Here is a 19,502-nt window from a genome sequence, read left to right as displayed (position 1 = left end):
TTTCCATGGGATTTGTATCTGCCAACCAAGTGACGATTGGCTACGCCGCCGCCTCGCGCGAGGGCGCGTTGCATTATCTGTCTGAGCAGGCTGTTGAGCTTGGCTTTGCCGATGATGCTTCTGCTGTCGAGGCTGCCTTTATCGCTCGCGAGAACGAGGCCGAGACGGGCCTTGTCGCCGGTTTTGCCGTTCCGCATGCCAAGAGCGATGCGATCCATACGCCGGGCGTGGACGTGCTCAAGCTGTCCGAGCCTGTTGAGTGGCCGAGCTTTGATGGCGTGCCTGTCGATGTCGCGCTTGCGCTGTACGTGCCCGCCGGCGAAGCCGGAACCACACATCTGCGTCTGCTTTCCAAGGCTGCCGTGATGTTGATGGACGCCGGTTTCCGCGACAAGGTGCGCGCGAGCACCGATCCTGTCGAGATTGCCGAGCTCATCAACGCCGGACTCGAGGGCTAGAACGGGCTCTCCGTTCCATCAATCGATCCTTCTCCAAGGAAAAGGGCCGCGATGCCATAGAGGTGTCGCGGCCCTGTTTGCGTTTCCCCAGATAAAACCTGCCAAAATAAACCTGTCCCTTTTTGGCGGGTTAATCGGGGGCTATTTCACCGCAACTTAGGGCACGGTTAGGAAGTGTACACCTTAAAGAGCAGGGCCCATGATTAGAGAGGTTGCGCTCGTCTCTCTAAATGTCTCTCCAAAGAGAAAGCCAGTTAAAGAGATAACATTGGGTAATCTAACAGCGAATTCGATACATCTCTCTAAATGTCTCTCTAAAATAAGGTGCTTATCTCTCTAAAGTTAGAGAGATATACTATACTTTAGAGAGATAAATCTATCGTTTTAGAGAGACGGAATGCCAATGCTGCTGGATGAACCTCTTGGCCTTATCGTTGAGCGCCTTCGCAGGCGAGGGACTGATGACGCATCGGTAGAAGTTAAAGCCTGCACGAATAAATTGAGCGCAGACGTATGGGAGACAGTGAGCGCTTTTGCGAACACTGCGGGTGGGCTCATTATTTTGGGCCTGAACGAAGCCGAAGGATTTGTTCCTTCGGCTAACTTTGCTATCGATAGGGTGCGCGATCAGTTTGTTTCGGGTATCGGAGACGGAGGCTCAGCGGCGGTGGTGACCCATGCGCCGCGGTACGAGCTTGATCGAGGTGAGGTCGACGGGCTCCAGGTGCTTCTGGTGCGCATCTTTGAACTTGAGCTTAAAGCGAAGCCTTGCTATATCGGCGCGCGCGGCGTGCAGAACGGTAGCTACAAGCGCGTGGATGATAAAGATATCAAGATGTCACCCGCTGAGCTATATGAACTGCAGAGTGCGTTGCTTCCGAGCGATGCAGACGGCACGGTGGTTTCGGAGGCAACGGTCGAGGATTTGGATCCAGATGTCGTGCGGTCTATTATCGCAAATCGCCGGCTGCAGACCCCGCGCGTTTTGCGCGGGGCCGATACGCTGGAAAAGCAGCTGGTCAGACTCAATATCACTACAAAGGATGGTGCCGTGAAGCTCGCGGGGCTTCTTTCGGCGGGAATTTACCCCCAGCAGTTCTATCCCAAACTCATGATCGATGTCGCCGTTCATTCCGATGTGGAAAAATCTGCACCCGGGCAGCCCCGGTTTATTGACCGCCAGTTGTGCGATGGCCCGATTCCGGCTTGCATCGAAGATGCCCTTGCCGCGATTGGACGAAACTTGCGCAAAGCGGCGATAGTGCAAGGCACTGGCAGAAGGGATGATTGGGAAGTTCCCCAGGAGGTTTTGCGCGAGGCCTTGGCAAATGCCTGCATCCATCGAGAATATTCACCCATGTTTGTGGGGCAGGCCGTGAGTGTCGATATCTATCCAGACAGAATAGAGATCAAAAACCCTGGCGGGCTTTGGGGCGGAAAGACGGTGGACAATCTTGCAGACGGGGAATCGCGCTGCCGAAACCCAAAGCTCATGAGCCTAATGGGGGCGACGCCGTTAGAGCATGCCGAGGGGGCCGTTGCGGAAAGCCAAGGATCTGGTATCCCGGCTATGATTCGCGAGATGGAGTCTCGTTCGCTTGGCAGGCCGAAATTTATCGTTAAGGCCGATTCGTTTACGGTGCTGCTTTCCCGGCACGGGGCGGAGCTAGCTGAAAACCGCACGTGGATTCAGAGCCATGTGGGCACCGAGCTGACGGATCGCGAGGAAACACTGCTCATGTTTATGCGGGAGCATGGGTGCGTATGCGATGTTCAAAAAATACGAGAGGCCCTAAAGTGGGATTCGGATGACATTCGCCTGATCTGCGGGGACCTTGTGGATAAACATGTCCTGTCAAAATGCGGCAAAGACACGTTTGAAATTATCGATTTGAACAGAGGATCGTCAGCTTCGACGGCGGATAGGATCCTGGAGGCTCTCAGCGCCGAAGTGGATATGACGGCGCGAGAAATAGCGGTTGCATCGGGGGTCAGAATTTCGTCTGTCCGTTACCATCTGCCAAAAATGGCAGATAAAGGACTCATTGAGGTAATGGGTTCATCGACGAGTCGTAACCGCCGATATCGGAAGAAGTAGATGCAGCCGAGTCGCCTCTCTAGTGCCTCTCGAAGTTAGATGGGTGCTAGAGGGGCGACTGCCTCGCGACGTTTCCCCAGATAAAACCTGCCAAAATAAACCTGTCCCTTTTTGGAAGGTCTGCGGGTCCATGCCCGCCAAACGGAGTTGCGGTGGAATAGTTCCTGTTTGGGCCCGATAGGCCGCAAAACAGGAACTATTCCACCGCAACTTATCGGGATACGCTACTGGTTCATGTTGCCGTGGATGTAGGGGGTGACCTCGGGGGAGATGTGGGCGCAGCCCAGCTCGCGCAGCGCGGGCTCGATGGCGGCGGGCAACGGGGTCTTGCCCTCGCCGTCGACGGCGGCACCGCCGAGAGCGGCAATCTTGGCGACATCTGCGGGCGCGGCTTCGATATGCATGCAGCCGCCGACCAAGCGCGCGCGTACCTGCGCCAGGTCGAGATCGTGCAGGTAGTCCTCGCAGGTGCGGATCAAATCGACCTTCTCGCGCGTAAGCTCCTCGCCCGTGGGGACGCGGGTGGCAAGACATGCTCCCGCCGGCAGGTTCCAAACGGGATAGCCCCATGCGCGCAGCAGCTCGCGCTCTTCGTCCTTGGTAAAGCCGACCTCCATGAGAGGGGAGCGTACGCCGAGCTCTTCTGCCGCACGCATGCCGGGGCGGTAGTCACCGCGATCGCTTGCATTGCTGCCATCGATGACGGTGGGAAAGCCGAGCGACTTGGCGTGGTTGACGATGGCGGTAAAGCCGGCGTGCTTGCAGTGGTAGCAGCGATTAGCATCGTTGCAGGCTACTTGGGGGAGCTGCAGCTGATCCACCGAAAGATTGAGCACGGGGAGCTTAAAATGCGGCCCCTCATTGGCCTGTCCATCAACGGACTGCTCAAACGAAGTCTGTTCGGGCGTGCCGATGAGCGGCGTGGTGAGATGGATGAGGAGGGTATTGGTAGGCATGATGCGGGCGCACACGGCGGCCAAAAAGCTGCTGTCAACGCCGCCGGAAAACCCGATGGCCACGCGCCCGTATGCCAAAAGCAGCTGTTCGAGCGCCGATAGCTTGTCTTGAAGCTCCTCTGCGGGTGCCGTGGTGTCTAAAATCATGAAACGTTCCTTATCGTTGAGTACTCGATCGAAAACTATAATCCTAATGCGTTACTTGCCATAAGACTTCTATCTGTGTAACGAAAGTGCAATATGGTATATACGTTATATACAAGTTGCCAAATGCGGTAGAGTTGCGGCAATGCGACAGCGAGAGTCGATGGGGGACCGATATGATCAAGGCTGTTATTTTTGACATGGATGGAACGCTGGTCGATACCGAGCGTTTGGGGATTAAGGCCTGGAAGGCAGGCGCCGCTGAGCTGGGGCTCGCGATTGATGAAGCGCTGATCCATCAGTTTATCGGCCGCACGCTGCCCGATGTTATGGACATCCTTGATGAGCATTACGGCAGCCATGAAACCACCGAGGCGATCTATCGTCGCCACAAGGAGATTCGCGACGAGATGGTCAAGACCGAACTGGAACTTAAGGCCGGTGCCGCCGAGTGCCTAGACGAGCTGCTGGCTGCGGGCTATCACGTGGGTCTAGCGACGTCGTCGCGCCTCGTTACGGCCGAGCGCAACCTTAAGATGGTCGGTCTTTTTGACAAGTTTGAAACGGTAACGTGTGGCGAGGACGTCGTGCACGGCAAGCCCGACCCCGAGATGTATCTGCTCGCCTGCGAGCGCGCGGGCTTTGCTCCCGAGGAATGTGCCGTGGTCGAGGATTCGCGCAACGGCTGTGTCTCGGGCATTACGGCCGGATGCCACGTCTTTGCCGTTCCTGATATCGTGCCGCTGCCGCAGGACGTGGTGGATGGCTGCGAGGCCGTGCTCGATACGTTGTTCGACCTTTCGGCGGCAGTTAAAGCCGCGCGCTAGACAATTGCGGCGTTGAAACGAGCAATTGCCCACGTTTGCGCCTAAGCAAAAGGGGCCCGGCAATGGTCGGGCCCCTTTTGCTTAAGCGGCGACATAGCATACTTGCGGGCGTGCTACAGATACGCACCGAGGTTGATGGCCGTGGCGTCGGTCTGGGTGCTTGCCTGGGTGCTGGCGCGCTCCAGTAGGAACGGACGTACCAGTTCTTGGCGGTTGATATCCTCGGCGGCGGTGACTGCGGTGACGGTGCGCGCGGCAGAGCCGATGTGGACGTGCTTGGTCTTTGCCGGGGCCTTGTTCTCGATTTGCTCCATGAGCAATTGAACGCCCTTGCGGCCAATCTCGTAGCCCGGGGGCGCTACCGTAGTGAGCGGGACCGATCCGCTCCAAGCGAGCGGGTTGCCATCGCAACCTGCTACGCGTACTTCCCCGGGGACGGCGATGCCTTTGTCGACCAGCGCCGAGATAACGCCCGAGGCCAGCACGTCGGTCAGACCGACGACAAAATCGGGGCGTTCGTCGGCGGGGCGCGCGGCGATTTGGGCGCCGATGCCGTAGCCGTCGGCGGCGGTATTCCATTCGCCGGCGTCGATGACTTCGATCTTGATATCGGGGTGTAGAGCGAGCACTTTATGAATGCCAAGGACGCGCAGGGTGAGTTGCATAAATGCTGCTCGGCCGACGACGACAATATGGTGTGCGCCGCGGGCGATGGCGAGTTCGGCAATGATGCGACCCTGGGCCTCGTTGTCGGCCGCTACGTAGTAGCCGGGCTCGGAGCAATGGATGTCCAGGTGGACGATCGGCACGGGCATCTTGGCCATGACGGGGTGCCAGTCGGGGGATGCCATGGGCTGAACCATGACGCCGGACATCTGGGTGCCCATAAAGTAGCGCAGGTAATGGTCCTCGAGAATATCGTCGTTATCGGCGTTGGCGATGAGCAGGTCGTAGCCGTGCTTGCGGGCCTCGTTGTGGGCGCCGCTGGCGATTTGGAGCGAAAAGCCGTGATCGAGACGGGGGAGCACCAGGCCAAAGGACTTGGTGGCGCCGCCCGCGAGCTGACGAGCGCTTTGGTTGGGCAGGTAGCCAAGGCGATTGATGGTCTCGTTGATGAGCTTGAGGGTTTCGGGGCGCAGCTTTTCGGGGTGGTTGAGCGCGTTGGAAACCGTGCCCAGCGAAACTCCGGCCTCGCGCGCGACGTCGCTGATTTTTACCTTTGCCATAGCGGCCCCTTTGATGCGTTTCAAGTACAAGCCAGATTGTAGCATCCCAAACCAACCAAAAAGGGATAGGTTTATTTTGGCAGGTTTTATCTGGGGAAACGCTGTTGCCAACGCGACCACCACGAAGGGGGACAGGCGCTTTTGTGGTGGTTTGGACCGGCTGGATGTGTGTGCATCGGGTGGTATCTAAGTTGAGATACCACTTCTGGTATATCAGCTTGTGCTTGCGTGAGTACAATACTCGAACGTTATACGTCTCAGCGCCTCCCGTGCGTGGACGTCTTGCAGTCACGCGAACGAAGGGATTTATCCTATGTGCGGAATCGTCGGCTACACCGGCTCTGATATTGCAAAGAACATCCTGGTCACGGGCCTCAAGCGTATGGAGTATCGCGGCTATGACTCCTCGGGTGTCGCGCTCGAGGTGGGCGAGGGCGCCGCGGCACACCTCGATGTCATCCGCCGCGTGGGCAAGGTCGCGGGCTTGGAGAGCGAGCTTTCCAACATCGACAGCGACGCTACCTGCGGTATCGGCCACACCCGTTGGGCCACCCACGGCAATCCCTCCGTCGTTAACGCTCACCCCCACACCAGCTGTGACGGTCGTATCGCCATCGTCCACAACGGCATCATCGAGAACTTCGCCGAGCTGCGCGAAGAGCTGGAGGGTCGCGGCCACCACTTTAAGAGCGAGACCGATACCGAGGTCTTCGCGCATCTGATCGAAGAGGCTTATGCCGAGGTGCACGACCTGATGGCCTCCGTGCGCGAGGCGTGCACCCACGTGGTCGGTGCCTATGGTCTGGCCGCCGTGTGCGCTGACGAGCCCGGCGTGATCGCCGTGGCCCGCAAGGATTCCCCGATCGTAGTCGGCGTGGGCGAAACCGGCTCCTATGTTGCTTCCGATGTCATCGCGCTCATCGACGCCACCCGCGATGTCGTGGTGCTCGAGGACGGTCAGTTTGCCAAGCTCACGCCCGCAGGCGTCGAGTACACCGACGAGGCCGGCAACGTTATCGAGCCCAAGGTCACCCACATCGACTGGGACCTGGACATGGCCGAAAAGGGTGGCTACCCTGACTTTATGCTCAAGGAAATCCACGAGCAGCCGCGCGTCGTGCGCGACACGCTGGTCGGTCGTATGACGCCGGCCGGCGAGCTCGACATCGACGAGCTGGGCCTTTCGCTCGAGGAGCTCAACGACATCGATCGCGTCTACGTGATCGCCTGCGGCACCAGCTATCACGCCGGCCTGATCGCCAAGAATCTCATTGAGGGCTGGGCTCGCATCCCCACTGAGGTTGAGGCGGCCAGCGAGTTCCGTTATCGCAATCCCATCATTACGCCGACGACGCTTGTCGTTGCCGTGTCCCAGTCGGGCGAGACGGCCGATACCCTTGCTGCCATTCGTGACGCGCGCATCAAGGGTGCCAAGGTCTTCGGCATCACCAACGTGGTGGGCAGCCCCGTGGCGCGTGAGAGCGACGGCGTCATCTACACCAAGGCCAACAAGGAGATCGCGGTCGCCTCGACCAAGAGCTTTATCGGCCAGGTTGTGAGCCTCACGCTTTTGGCTCTGCTGCTGGCGCAGGTCAAGTACCGCCTGACCACCAAGCAGGCGCGCATGCTGTTCCGCGAGCTTTCCGATACGGCCGAGCAGATCCAGTGGATTTTGGATACCCAGACCGAGGCCGTGCATGAGGCCGCCCTGCTGTGCAAGGATGCGCAGTCGGCGCTGTTCGTGGGCCGTGGCATGGGTGCCGCTATTTCCTACGAGGGTGCGCTCAAGCTCAAGGAGGTCAGCTACCTGCACGCCGAGGCCTACGCCGCCGGCGAGATGAAGCACGGCCCCATCGCGCTGATCGACCCGGGTTTCCCTGTCATCGCTGTGGCCACCAAGAGTGCCACCTACGACAAGACCGTGTCGAACCTCATGGAGTGCAAGGCGCGCGGCGCCAAGGTCATCGTTGTTGCCACCGAGGGCGACGAGGAGATCAACAAGATCGCCGACTGCATCATCCGCGTGCCGGCAGTCCGCGACGTGTTCAGCCCCATCACGGCGAGCGTCCCGCTGCAGTTGCTCGCCCGCGAGGTGGCCATCCTGCGCGGTTGCGACGTTGACCAGCCCCGTAACCTGGCCAAGAGCGTCACGGTAGAGTAGTTGGTTCCGCCGTTCTAGCGACTAAGGCCCGGCTCCGCATCAAGACGGAGCCGGGCCTTGTTGCATTTGCCCGGATAAAACCTGCCAAAATGAACCTGTCCCTATTTGGCAGGTTAGCGGAGCTTGCTGGTCTCGAAGTACTCGGGGAACTGGTCCAGAACCTCGGTTTGGTTGCGGAACATCATATGCAGGTGCTTGCTGACCAAAAAGCTCGCTTCGATGGGGTCGCGACCGGCGATAGCGCGGCGAATCTGCTTGTGCTCGTTCACGATGTCCTGATTGTCGAGAACCTGCGTGGCGGCGCGCAACCAGCGGAAGCGCTCCAGGTCGGCATTGGTCTCTTCGAGCCACGACCACACGGTGCTGCGACATGCGATGCTAAAAATCATGTGATGCATGAGGTTGTCGCTCAAAAAGAAGCCGATGCGATCCTCTTCGGCCATGGCCTTTTCCTGCAGCGCGATGGCGCGGTCGAGCTGCTCGATGCCGGCCGATGTGGCGCGCGCACAGCACTCCACGATCACCTGCTTTTCCAGATGTTCGCGGATGTAGCAGGCACTCTCGGCAAGGGTGAGGTTGATGGGTGAGACATAGGTGCCGCTTTGGGGCACGGTGCGCACCAGGCCTTCCTGCGCCAAGCGAACCAAAGCCTCGCGCACGGGCGTGCGACCCATATCTAGGTCGTCGCAAAGCTGCTTGACGCCCAGCTTTTCGCCCGGCTTGTAGTCCAGGTAGACGATTTTGCGTCGAATGGTGTGATAGGACTGGTCCTGTAGGCTCGTTTCCTGCTCGCCGACGTGCATCGATTCTTCCATAGCGCCTCGCAACTGTTCCATCAAACTCATATGTCAGTTGTTAATTATGCCGCGAATCAGCTCTCCGCGGTGGGTAATTCGGCTGTTGCCTGAGAACTATTGCGGCATCTTAGTCTGTGTTTGCGCAAGGCTGCGCTCAATGTTGCCGTATCATAAGCCGTCGCAAACGTGAAATAGAAAGAAGGAATCCCATATGCAACTGGCAAATATCGTACGCGAGCGCTGGAAAGGCGTCTTGTTCTGCCTGATCATCGCCATTCCTGCGACGTTGCTCGGCAAACAGGTTGAGGTGGTCGGCGGGCCGGTGTTTGCCATCCTCTTTGGCATGGTCTTGGCGCTCGTCTTTCCCAAGAATCGTCGCGAACAGCTCGCCGCCGGCGTTACCTATACGTCCAAAAAAGTCTTGCAGTACGCGGTTATCCTGCTTGGCTTTGGCATGAACCTCTCCCAGATTCTGTCCAAGGGCGCCCAGTCGCTGCCGATTATCGTGGCGACAATCTCGACCTCGCTTGTCATCGCCTTTGTGCTCTGCCACGTTATGAACGTACCGGGCAAGATCGCGACGCTTGTGGGTGTGGGTTCGTCGATTTGCGGCGGTTCTGCCATCGCCGCGACCGCACCCGTCATCGATGCCGACGATCGCGAGATTGCCCAGGCTATTTCGGTCATCTTCCTGTTTAACGTTATCGCGGCGCTCGTGTTTCCGACGCTTGGCGGCATGCTCGGGCTGACCAACGAGGGCTTCGGCCTGTTTGCCGGTACCGCCATCAACGACACCTCGTCCGTAACGGCTGCGGCGAGCGCTTGGGACAGCATGCATCCCGGCGCCAATGTGCTCGAGAGCGCCACGGTGGTCAAGCTCACCAGGACGCTGGCCATCATTCCCATCACGCTGGCGCTTGCTTGCTGGCAGATGCATCTGGCGCGCAAGGCCGGCGGCGACGCTAGGAGCACGTTCTCGCTTAAACGCGCGTTTCCCATGTTTGTGCTGTTCTTTGTGCTGGCGAGTGTGATCACTACGGTGCTTCAGCTTCCCGCGTCCTTTACGGCGCCCATCAAGGAGCTGTCTAAGTTCTTTATCGTGATGGCCATGGCGGCAATTGGCTTTAATACCGATATCGTCGAGCTGGTCAAAAAGGGCGGCAAGCCCATCGCGCTGGGCTTTTGCTGCTGGATTGGCATTGCGTGCATGAGTTTGGGAATGCAGCACGTGCTGGGAATCTGGTAGAGAAGTAGCTTATTTGCGTGCTGCGTGCTGGTGAGCGCATTCTCACGGTGGAGCGATAGGAGCTCTTGCGGGTATGGCTTGTCCGCAGGTTTATAAGTCCCGAAGAGCTCTTATCGCCCCGCCAGGATGGCGATGCGGGGCAACACCTATACTCGCAGGACGGCGCTTTCTGCCCTATAGTGTTTGATGAGCAATATCGTTCAATTTTGAAACACTCGGTCGTGCGACCGTCGGCGGTTGCGCGTCGCTGCGGACAGGGGCAAATAATGGATAGCGATGTCAAGCTGAACATCTTGACCGAGGCCCTGGCTGCTGCCGGGGCCTCGGCATTGGCAATCGATGCGCGTGGGGACGTCGCGATCTCGACCATGAATGACGCGGCGCTCGAGCGGGATGTGGCGGCTTTTGTCGCTGAGCGCCTCGACCGTATAGGAGACGGCGCGCGTCTTGTTATGGGGCGTGCGGGTACGCGCCTGAGCCTGACCGTTCGCCCCACCGACAAAGAGGGCGGGGGCCTTTGGGTGGTCGTGGCGCGTGAGGTGCGCGGTGCCGCGGCGCATGCGGGCATCGAGTGGCTCAACGCCGACGAGGTTGAGGCCCGCTACGAATCGAGCGCGTACGGCATCGTTGAGGGGGCGGCCTCGGTGGCTGCACCGGTTGCCGAGAGCTACGCGCGCGGTGTGCCCCTTATGCTCGAGGGCGAGCTGGGAGCGGGTCAGGTCGAGATCGCCAAGCGCCTCTATCTGGACGGTCCTTTTGCCGATCAGCCCTTTGTTTCCGTCGCGCTCGATGAACTCACCGATCGCGGTTGGCGCCATGTGCTCAAAAGCTCCGAATCGCCGCTGTTCCAAACGGGGCTGACACTTTGCATTGAGGGCTGGAACGCGGTTGGTCCGCAGCGCCTTCGCGAGCTCGTTTCCACGATGGCCGACACCGCGTTGGCGACGCGCTGCCATGTGGTGCTGACGGCGAATGACATGCCGGGCGGCAGCGAAAGTGATCAAGCCGCCTTTGTGTCCGAGCGCTTCGCCTGTGCGGTGAGCGTGGCGCCGGCAATCGCCGAGCAGGGAGCCGCGTCGACGAAGGCTGCGCGCTATTTGGAATATCTCGCTGATGCATTTGGAACGGCAGCGCCCACGCTGTCTGTCGCGGCGACGAAGACGCTCGATGCTTACCGCTGGCCGCGCAATTATCTGCAGCTCCGCGAGGTCTCGGAACGACTGTATATATTGGTGGGGGCGGGCACGGTGGACCGCGCTGTGGCGGAGGAAGTGCTCGCCCAAGAGGACGTGATTAAGACCGCAACCTTTGGCGCCCCGACGCTCGAAAGTGACCTGTATATCCTGCGACCGCTGGCCGATACCGAGCGAGATATCGCGCATCTGGTTGTAGACCATCTCCACGGCAACCGAACCCGTGCGGCGGAGGTGCTGGGCATAAGCCGTACAACGCTGTGGCGCTTGCTGAAGGACGATGACCGTTGAGCGAGGCGCCCGTGACCGCGCGCGACGCGTGTGCTACAGTCCAAAGCGTTATTGTTTCGATTTGGTTACGGCGTGCGAGGGCATATGGCTGAGACTTCAAAACCGAGCCGCAGAAGGCGGAGTGCCGCGCCGGTCAACCGACGCACGACATCGGTGACGTGGGGCAAACACGCCTCGGGGTTTGATGGCTCGTTCAAGCGCACTAAATACGGCTATCCTTCGGCAAGCGCCCGCTTGGCAATGCAGGCAGAGTCCTCGCTGTGGGGCCGCAAACGCGTGGTGGGCTCAAAGCTCAAGCACGACGGAACGCTCGGCTACATCAGCCGCGGGGCGGCTCGCCGCAGCGGGCTCAATCCCGCCGGCTGGCATCGCTACGTGCCGATCGTGGCCGCCGTTGCAGTGATCGTCATCGCACTCGCTGCGCTTGGCTATGCCGGCGGTGGCGCCAACTTGGACGCAGTGTTTAAATCGCCCGAGCTCGCGCATGCAGGCACAGAAGTTGTCGAGGGCGCACAGGTCCAAACGAGTGTCGCACCCCAACGCGGCATCGTTGCGGCGGCCTCCACCATCGCCGATGCGCAAAAGGACGAAGGCGAGCAAGGCAACGATAGCGAAGCGACTCAGGAGAACGAAGCCGCATCGAACCAGACATAAAGATAAGTTGCGGTGGAATACGGACTAAATGGGCTCATATAGAGCCAAAACAGTCCGTATTTCACCGCAACTGCATAGGGCCGGCAGAAGGGGACGTTCCTGGGTTACCCTACGTACACCACGTTGTTACGGCGTGGTTTTGCCTCGGGAAGCACGTCCTCGGCATAGCCCAGAATGCAATTGCCGACGCCGCGCAGGCTTCCGTCGGCGGGCAGGCCCCACTTCGCCAGCAGCTCCAGGCCCTCGGGCGAGTCGAAGACCTCATGCGCGCGGTGGATCCAGCACGAATCGACGCCCAGCGCATAGGCGGCGTTGAGCAGGTTGCCCATGGCAAGCGATCCGTCTTCTAGGTGCGTGGGCACACTGCGGTCGACCAGTACCACCACAACAGTTTTGGCGCCGTAGAAGGGGTCGCCGTTGCCGCCCATGACTTGTGCGTTGAGCTGCGAGAGACGCTCGACGGTCGCGGGGTCGGTCACGGCGACAAAGGTGACGGGCTGGCGTCCCATGCCGCTGGGTGCATACTGACCGGCCTCGATAATGCGTGCGAGCTTCTCTGCCTCGACGGGGCGGTCGCTGTAGTTACGGCAGCTACGGCGGTGGATGAGTGCTTCGATAGTCTCCATGGGTTCTCCTAGTGATGACGTTACAGATGCTCCGTTCATACCCGTCGGGCTGCAGCCGTAATCGCACGGAAGGGTCCAAGCAGCTATAGCCATCAATGGAAAAGGTCGGCCTGCATAAAACCGCGGCAAAAATGTGACAAACCAGCGATTGGTCAAACGTTTTATCCCGTCTACCCTGCGGTTCTTTACCATTTGCCTAAATGACCAACGCATAAGCGATGATAAAGGTTTTACTAAAGGGGCACCAACGTTTATCAATGCGCCGTGTGGGCGCTGGGCCAGGAGGTAACCATCATGTTCCAGGCTGGAGATGTCGTCGAGACCGATTTCGAAGGATTTCTGAAGCTGCTGCGTTCCAAGACGCGCGCTTTCGTGTCGATCAACGATCACGAGTACTACATCACGCACACCGATGGCTATTGGCGTGTTCAGGATTGCGAGGCCCTCAACGACAAGGGCCACTTTACTGACTGCTCCGAGCTGGTCAACACGGTCTGCGAGGTCGTCGAGCTGCCGTGGATTGCCGGCAAGAGCCTGCATGACAGCTTCTCGGGCGCTACGGTCTATGAGGCCGTCGCCGCTTAACAGGCAATAAAACCCGATTTTCACGTGACCGCTGGCGCCGCCCCCGCGCCGGCGGTCTTTTTCTGCCGATAGGCCATAAAAATGCACGCATTCGCGGAGAGCCTGTTGACGATAGTCAAAACTCGGACTAATCTAGAGACACATAATTGGTCAAAAATCGGACAATCGAATGGTGGGATAGATGAATAGTGCGGTTGCGCTGGTCGACTTCGACCGGTTGATCAATGGACTCGACCATATCTATTCGGAGTTCTCGCGCACCTGCGGTCTTTCGGACTGCGCCTACTGGATGCTCGTCGACACCAGCACGGCGGGCGGTAGCATCGCCGTAAGCCGTCTGACAAGCGAATGGTTCTACAGCAAGCAGACCATCAACTCGGCAATTAAAACCTTGACGGCGCGGGGTTTCGCAACGTTGGAGTTTGCCGAAGGCAGTCGTAAGAACAAGGTTGTGAGCCTGACCGAAGAGGGCAGGCGATTTGCCGAGCGTTATGCGCTGCCGGCACTCAAGGCCGAGCAGCGAGCCTTTGGCGCGCTTGAGCCGTGTGAGCAGCGCGAGATTATGCGCTTGATCGGAAAATTTTCCCATGCGCTCGGCGATGAGTGCGGTGCCTTTAAGCAGCATATCGCTGCCGAGAGCCAAGCCGAGAATCAAGGTGAGGGGGAGTCGTGCGACTGCTAATGAGGTTTATGAAGCCATATCGAGGGCTTGTCGCAGTGACGCTGCTGGTGCTGCTGGTGGATAACGTCGGTACGCTGTTGGTTCCCACGATGCTGGCGAACATGGTCAACACCGGTATTACCACGGGCGATGTCGACTACATTTTACGCAACGGCCTATACATGTTTATCGCGACCAGCATGGCTAGCGGCGGCACGGTGCTGGGCTGCTATCTTTCGGCGCGCCTGGCCGCCAACGTGGCTTGCGATATCCGCAATGCCGTGTACGACAAATCGCTCGAGCTCGCGGCCAGCGATTTTGAGCGCTTTGGCACCGGATCGATGATCACCCGCTCGCTCAACGACATCAACGTGATTCAGCAGGCGATTTTGCAGACGATTCAGCTGGTGCTGCCCGTGCCGTTTTTGGCTGTGGCGGGCATCATCTTTGCCTGGTTTATCGATCCTGCCATGGGCACGCTTCTGGGCGTAGTCGTTGCGATTGTGCTGGTGGCGGCGGTCTTTACGGTTGCCAACGCGGCTCCGATCTTTATGCGCTTGCAGAGCTTTATCGACCGCATGAACGTGGTGCTGCGCGAAAACATCGTGGGCGTGCGCGTCATCCGTGCGTTTAACAAGGAGCGCCACGAGGAACGGCGTCTGGACGAGGTGTTTAGCGAATACGCCGCCAACGCCATCAAAGTCAACCACCTGTTTGTGGGCCTCGACAGCTCAAGCTTCTTTTTGATGAACATCGCCGAGGTGGCGGTGCTGTGGATGGGCGGCAACCGCGTAGGCGCCCACGCCATGCAGATTGCGAGTATCTCGGCGGTGCTGGAGTATGCAATTCTGATCCTGTTCTTTGTGATGATGGCCCAGATGGTGGTGCTGACGCTTCCGCGTGCTGCCGCGTGCCTGAACCGTGCGCAGCAGGTGCTGGAGATTGAGCCGAGCATCGTCGATGGCGGGCGTACGCTTGATGCGGCCGCGTCCGACTCAAAGGACGGGGCCGATGTGGTCGCCGTGTTCGATCATATGTCGTTTCGCTTTGACGACGCCGACGAGGACACCCTGTGCGACCTGAGCTTTGCCTGCCGTCGCGGTCAGACGACTGCGATCGTTGGCTCGACAGGCTCGGGCAAATCGACGGTGGCAAAGCTTCTGCTGCGCTTCCACGATGCCACCAAGGGCTCCATTCGCCTGAATGGTGTGGACCTGCGCGAGCTTACGCAAGACGAAATCCGCGGGCGCATTGCCTATGTGCCGCAGAAGGCGTGGCTGTTCTCGGGCACGGTGGCGAGCAACCTTCGCTTTGGTAACGAAGGCGCGACCGAGGGCGACATGCTTCACGCGCTTGAGGTTGCCCAGAGCACCTTTGTACTCGACCAACCGCAGGGGCTCGATACCCCGGTTGCCCAGGGCGGTACGAACTTTTCGGGCGGCCAGCGCCAGCGTTTGGCAATCGCCCGTGCGCTCATGAAGCATGCCGATCTATATATCTTCGATGACAGTTTTTCGGCCCTGGACTTTAAGACCGATGCCGCCCTGCGTCATGCGTTGCAAGACGAGACGCGTGACGCTGCGGTGCTCATCATCGCGCAGCGCATCTCGACGATCTTGCACGCCGACCAGATCGTCGTGCTCAAGGATGGCGAGGTTGTGGGTCTGGGCACGCATGGCGGGCTTATGGAAACCTGCGAGGTGTACCGCGCCATCGCGGAATCGCAGATGAAGGGAGGTGAGTAGCATGACCGAGGAGCTCAAGAAGCAGGGCGGCGTTGATGACGCCGCTGCCGCGGGACTGGTCGAGGAAACGGCTGCCGCGTCGACCGAGCTGGATGACGCCGCCAAGGCTGCAGCCGAGCACGAGGCTCGCCGCCAAGCGCTCTACGAGGAAAACGAACGTGCCGAGGACGAGCGCGCCCGCGCCGAGGCAGAGCGTATGCGCGACGTGGACGACGAAGACGAGGACGAGACGCCTCGGGATACCTGGGCGACGGTGCGCCGTCTGTGGAGTGAGGCTGCCGGCGACCATTGGCGCTTCTATATCGTGTTCGCGAGCATTGTGTTCTATGTCATCTTTAACACTGCCGCGCCGGCATATAGCGCCCGCGTGATCGATGAGCTGTGGGGCCACATTCAGGTAGCGTTTGTCAACAACGCCACCTTCAGCATCACCTGGGAGAACTGCGGCAGGACTATCTTCATCTACTTTTTGATTTGGACGGCCGCCGCTTCGTTCTACGCGCTCCAGAGCTTTTTGATGTCGAGCGTGGCCGAACGCCTCAACCTGCGCCTGCGCAACCGCATCGCGCAAAAGCTCAACCGTCTGCCGCTCGCCTATTTTGACGCGCATCGTCCCGGCGAGGTCGTCAGCCGCGCGACCAACGACCTGGACAAGATGTCCGAGAGTATGCAGCGCGGATTGCTGCAGCTGCTGGTATCGATCGGTACCGTGACGGGTGCCATCATCATGATGTTCGTGTTTAGCGTGCCGCTCACGCTAGTCTTTTTGTTCTTTATGGCGTTGTCGCTGCTGGTGACCAAAGTGGTCTCGCGTCGCACGCATGACGTGACCGGTGAGCGCCAGGAGTGGGTGTCCAAAATTACGAGCGCGGTCGAGGAAGGCTATTCGGGCCGTTTGGTGATTCGCGCGTTTAACCGCGAACGTCAGAGCTCCGCTGAGGTGCACGAGGCTTCGAAGGAATTGGCTCGTGTGAGCACCAAGGCCGACTTTATGATCAATGCTGTCGGCCCCGCGGTGCGCTTTATCGGCCGTTTGGCGCAGATCGTTATTGCGCTGGTGGGCTGCAGCATGCTGGTTGCCGGTCACATGACCGTCGGCGTGTTCCAGGCGTTCTTCCAGTTTATCTACGAGGCGTCCGAACCCATGACGCAGCTGTCGTTTACCTTCAACTCGCTGCAGAGCGCGTTGGCGAGTGCGGAGCGCGTGTTCGACCTGCTCGATGAGCCCGAGATGGAGGCCGATCCGCTGCCGGACAAGGCCGCCAAGCTGCCGGGTCGCGTGGAGGGCCGCGTCGCTTTTGAGCACGTGCGCTTTGGTTATTCGCCCGACAAGCCGCTCATGCGCGACGTGTCGTTTACCGCCGAGCCGGGCCAGAAGATTGCCGTGGTGGGAACCACGGGCGCAGGCAAGACGACGCTCATCAACCTGCTCATGCGCTTCTACGAGATTGACGGCGGGCGTATTACGCTCGACGGCGTGGATACGAGCCGCATGGATCGCGGCGAGCTACGTCAGCAGTTTGGCATGGTGCTGCAGGACGCCTGGCTGTTCGACGGCACGATTGCCGAGAATATCGCCTACGGCTGCCCCGAGGCGACGCGCGACGAGATCGTGGCGGCTGCGCGCGCCGCGCAGGTCGACTTCTTTGTGCGCACCATGCCGCAGGGCTACGACACGCGCGTGGCCAACGATGCCGAGAGCATCAGCCAGGGCCAGCGTCAGCTGCTGACCATCGCTCGCGTGCTGCTCAACAACCCGGCGATTCTCATTCTGGACGAGGCGACCTCAAGCGTGGACACGCGTACCGAGCTTGCCATCGGTCGTGCCATGGATGCGCTTATGCGCGGGCGCACGAGCTTTGTGATCGCACACCGCCTGTCGACGATTGTGGATGCCGACCTGATCTTGGTCATGGATCACGGCAACATTATCGAGCAGGGCACGCATAAGGAGCTGCTGGCTGCCGAGGGTGCCTACGCCGACCTCTATCTGAGCCAGTTCGCATAATGTGACAAAGGGACAGTCTCTTTACCACATCACAAATAAGGCGCGCCGGGGGTGAATCCTCTGGCGCGCCTTTGCGTTGGCGTCAATGTTGTCGGTGGTCGTCCGCCTCTAGCGTTCGTCCACGAGCTTGGCGACGAGGGCTTTGAGCTCGGCCACCTCTCGCTCGAGTTCCTTGACGCGGCGGGCGTTCTCGGTGATGCCTTGGCGGTTGAGGGCACTCTGCTCGGCAGCGTCATCGGGCATGTACTCGCGATGCTGCTTGGCGTCGAAGCTCTCCTCGAACACGCGGCAGCCGTTGCGCTTGATGATGCGTCCCGGCACGCCCACGACGGTGCAGTTGTCGGGCACGTCCTTGACGACAACCGAGTTGCCGCCGATCTTGACGTTGTTGCCGATGCGAATGTTGCCGAGCACCTTGGCACCCGTGCCCACGGTGACGTTATCGCCGAGCGTTGGGTGGCGTTTGCCGGTCTCGTTGCCGGTGCCGCCGAGCGTAACGCCCTGGTAAAGTACACAGTTGTCGCCCACGACGGTGGTCTCGCCGATGACGACGCCCATGGCATGGTCGATAAAGAAGTGTTTGCCGATCTGTGCGGCGGGATGAATCTCGACGCCGGTGATGTGGCGGGTGATTTGCGAGAGCACGCGGGCGAGCGAGCGATGACCGTGCTCCCAGAGCCAGTGCTCGGGCACGTGGTTCCACTTGGCGTGCAGGCCAGGATAGGAAAGGAAGATGACCAGACCGTTTTGCGCGGCGGGGTCCTGCGCTTGGACGGTCTTGATGTCCTCGCGAATGGTATTGATAAAGCTCACCGGCCGCCCTCCCTTAGCGCCATGGCAATGCGATTCAATAAAGTATAGCGATTCGCTAGGGATTAGGAAGGACAATCTTGGCGGCATTGCGCGACAGGTGTCAGTTATGCAAACTTGCTGGTAATGGAGTCATGCTTTTGTGGGGTTGCGCACGAGGGGGCACCGCAACCGTATACTGGTCAACTTGGACGTATCCGCGCCCACAACTGAGAGGTTTTACTTCATGGGTTTCATCAATTTTATTGCCGAGCTGCTTAAGGACCCGCGCACCGCGATCGCCAGCTGGATCGCCGCCGGCCCGCTTATGGCCTACGGCTGCGTGTTCCTGATCATCTTTATCGAGACGGGCGTGGTGTTCTTCCCATTCCTTCCCGGTGATTCGCTGCTGTTCGCCTCGGGTTTCTTTGCCCACAATGGCGGCTTTAACATTGTGGCGCTTCTGGCCACCGCATGGGCCGCTGCCATTTTGGGCGATCAGTGCAACTTTATGATCGGTCACTTCTTTGGCAAAAAGATCATCGCTTCGGGCAAGGTCAAGGCCATGACGCCCGAGCGCATTAAAAAGTCCGAGGACTTCTTGGACAAGTGGGGCCACCTGGCTATTTTCCTGGGCCGTTTCTTCCCGTTTATCCGCACCTTTGTGCCCTTTATCGCCGGCATGGGCGGCATGCACTGGCGTAACTTCGTTATCTTTAACGTGCTGGGCGGCATTACCTGGTCAACGCTCTTTACGCTGCTGGGCTACTTCTTTGGCGGCATCCCCTTTGTGCAGGAGCACTTTGAGCTGCTGATCGTCGGCATCGTTGCCGTGTCGATCATCCCGACCGTGGTCGGTCTGGTTAAGGCTAAGCTGGGCAAAAAGAACGCGTAGCTCGAGCCAGCGCGCAAACCGTGCAGTTGAGGCCCGTCACCGCTTACGGTGGCGGGCCTCTTTAGTTACGGGCTTTAGCCTGTGCGGGGCGCGCAGCGCGCCGCATCAGAAACCACCCGCTATGCGGGTGGGGCCAAACGGC

17 protein-coding genes are annotated in these 19,502 nt (G+C 59.5%); 12 read left to right on the top strand and 5 right to left on the bottom strand.

Annotated elements, in window-relative coordinates:
- The first annotated feature begins 5 nt into the window (after nt 1-5).
- Both I2H19_RS08315 and I2H19_RS08310 read left to right on the top strand, forming a co-directional pair.
- Entirely contained in the window at nt 6-458 is a 453-nt protein-coding gene (locus tag I2H19_RS08315) for a PTS sugar transporter subunit IIA (protein WP_195622342.1), read from the top strand.
- 403 nt (nt 459-861) lie between these two features.
- Nucleotides 862-2,556: an ATP-binding protein gene (locus tag I2H19_RS08310; protein WP_161145456.1), complete on the top strand. Its 1,695-nt coding sequence runs from the start codon at nt 862-864 to the stop codon at nt 2,554-2,556.
- Between the two features lie 224 nt (nt 2,557-2,780).
- Here I2H19_RS08310 and larE read toward each other — a convergent pair whose 3' ends face one another.
- Nucleotides 2,781-3,659 carry an ATP-dependent sacrificial sulfur transferase LarE gene (gene larE, locus I2H19_RS08305; RefSeq protein ID WP_195622341.1) on the bottom strand — a complete coding sequence of 293 codons (879 nt, stop codon included), beginning with the start codon at nt 3,657-3,659 and terminating at the stop codon, nt 2,781-2,783.
- 173 nt (nt 3,660-3,832) lie between these two features.
- Between larE and I2H19_RS08300 the strand changes: the two genes are divergently transcribed.
- The gene (locus I2H19_RS08300) at nt 3,833-4,483 is read left to right on the top strand and encodes an HAD family hydrolase (protein ID WP_117746492.1); all 651 of its coding nucleotides are present in this window, start codon (nt 3,833-3,835) and stop codon (nt 4,481-4,483) included.
- Between the two features lie 113 nt (nt 4,484-4,596).
- Here I2H19_RS08300 and I2H19_RS08295 read toward each other — a convergent pair whose 3' ends face one another.
- A complete protein-coding gene (locus I2H19_RS08295) occupies nt 4,597-5,709 on the bottom strand; it encodes a LacI family DNA-binding transcriptional regulator (protein WP_229089862.1) in 1,113 nt (370 codons plus the stop codon).
- A gap of 313 nt (nt 5,710-6,022) precedes the next feature.
- Here I2H19_RS08295 and glmS point away from each other — a divergent pair, with 313 nt between their 5' ends.
- Complete coding sequence (gene glmS / locus I2H19_RS08290; RefSeq protein WP_195622339.1) at nt 6,023-7,870, top strand: glutamine--fructose-6-phosphate transaminase (isomerizing); 1,848 nt, start codon at nt 6,023-6,025, stop codon at nt 7,868-7,870.
- 113 nt (nt 7,871-7,983) lie between these two features.
- Here the strand turns inward: glmS and I2H19_RS08285 are convergent, their stop codons facing one another.
- Nucleotides 7,984-8,706 (bottom strand): GntR family transcriptional regulator, encoded by a 723-nt coding sequence (locus I2H19_RS08285; protein ID WP_229089861.1) that lies wholly within the window; start codon nt 8,704-8,706, stop codon nt 7,984-7,986.
- 172 nt (nt 8,707-8,878) lie between these two features.
- Between I2H19_RS08285 and I2H19_RS08280 the strand changes: the two genes are divergently transcribed.
- The 3 genes from I2H19_RS08280 (at nt 8,879) to I2H19_RS08270 (ending at nt 12,051) form a co-directional block, all read left to right on the top strand.
- Nucleotides 8,879-9,913 (top strand): YeiH family protein, encoded by a 1,035-nt coding sequence (locus I2H19_RS08280; protein ID WP_195622337.1) that lies wholly within the window; start codon nt 8,879-8,881, stop codon nt 9,911-9,913.
- Between the two features lie 266 nt (nt 9,914-10,179).
- Nucleotides 10,180-11,397 (top strand): helix-turn-helix domain-containing protein, encoded by a 1,218-nt coding sequence (locus tag I2H19_RS08275; RefSeq protein WP_195622336.1) that lies wholly within the window; start codon nt 10,180-10,182, stop codon nt 11,395-11,397.
- A gap of 84 nt (nt 11,398-11,481) precedes the next feature.
- Nucleotides 11,482-12,051: a hypothetical protein gene (locus I2H19_RS08270; RefSeq protein WP_195622335.1), complete on the top strand. Its 570-nt coding sequence runs from the start codon at nt 11,482-11,484 to the stop codon at nt 12,049-12,051.
- A 104-nt stretch (nt 12,052-12,155) separates the two neighbouring features.
- On the opposite strand, the gene I2H19_RS08265 is transcribed toward I2H19_RS08270, so the two are convergent.
- Nucleotides 12,156-12,677 (bottom strand): nitroreductase family protein, encoded by a 522-nt coding sequence (locus I2H19_RS08265; protein ID WP_195622334.1) that lies wholly within the window; start codon nt 12,675-12,677, stop codon nt 12,156-12,158.
- A gap of 294 nt (nt 12,678-12,971) precedes the next feature.
- On the opposite strand from I2H19_RS08265, the gene I2H19_RS08260 reads away from it, so the two are divergent.
- The 4 genes from I2H19_RS08260 to I2H19_RS08245 all read left to right on the top strand — a co-directional run bounded on the left by I2H19_RS08260 (nt 12,972) and on the right by I2H19_RS08245 (nt 17,676).
- Nucleotides 12,972-13,262 (top strand): hypothetical protein, encoded by a 291-nt coding sequence (locus I2H19_RS08260; protein WP_006235631.1) that lies wholly within the window; start codon nt 12,972-12,974, stop codon nt 13,260-13,262.
- Nucleotides 13,263-13,443: 181 nt separating this feature from the next.
- Entirely contained in the window at nt 13,444-13,944 is a 501-nt protein-coding gene (locus I2H19_RS08255) for a MarR family winged helix-turn-helix transcriptional regulator (RefSeq protein ID WP_195622333.1), read from the top strand.
- Complete coding sequence (locus tag I2H19_RS08250; RefSeq protein WP_195622332.1) at nt 13,944-15,668, top strand: ABC transporter ATP-binding protein; 1,725 nt, start codon at nt 13,944-13,946, stop codon at nt 15,666-15,668. The genes I2H19_RS08255 and I2H19_RS08250 overlap by 1 nt, the downstream gene beginning before the upstream one ends.
- 1 nt (nt 15,669) lies before the next feature.
- A complete protein-coding gene (locus I2H19_RS08245) occupies nt 15,670-17,676 on the top strand; it encodes an ABC transporter ATP-binding protein (protein WP_229089860.1) in 2,007 nt (668 codons plus the stop codon).
- A gap of 108 nt (nt 17,677-17,784) precedes the next feature.
- Here the strand turns inward: I2H19_RS08245 and cysE are convergent, their stop codons facing one another.
- The gene (gene cysE, locus I2H19_RS08240; protein WP_055310162.1) at nt 17,785-18,489 is read right to left on the bottom strand and encodes a serine O-acetyltransferase; all 705 of its coding nucleotides are present in this window, start codon (nt 18,487-18,489) and stop codon (nt 17,785-17,787) included.
- A 223-nt stretch (nt 18,490-18,712) separates the two neighbouring features.
- Here cysE and I2H19_RS08235 point away from each other — a divergent pair, with 223 nt between their 5' ends.
- Nucleotides 18,713-19,360, top strand: a complete 648-nt coding sequence (locus tag I2H19_RS08235; RefSeq protein ID WP_117848562.1) for a DedA family protein — start codon at nt 18,713-18,715, stop codon at nt 19,358-19,360.
- Nucleotides 19,361-19,502: the final 142 nt, after the last annotated feature.

This window comes from Collinsella aerofaciens (assembly GCF_015560135.1).
Taxonomy (GTDB): Bacteria; Actinomycetota; Coriobacteriia; order Coriobacteriales; family Coriobacteriaceae; genus Collinsella; species Collinsella aerofaciens_AN.
This window is presented reverse-complemented; position numbering and strand designations above follow the sequence as displayed.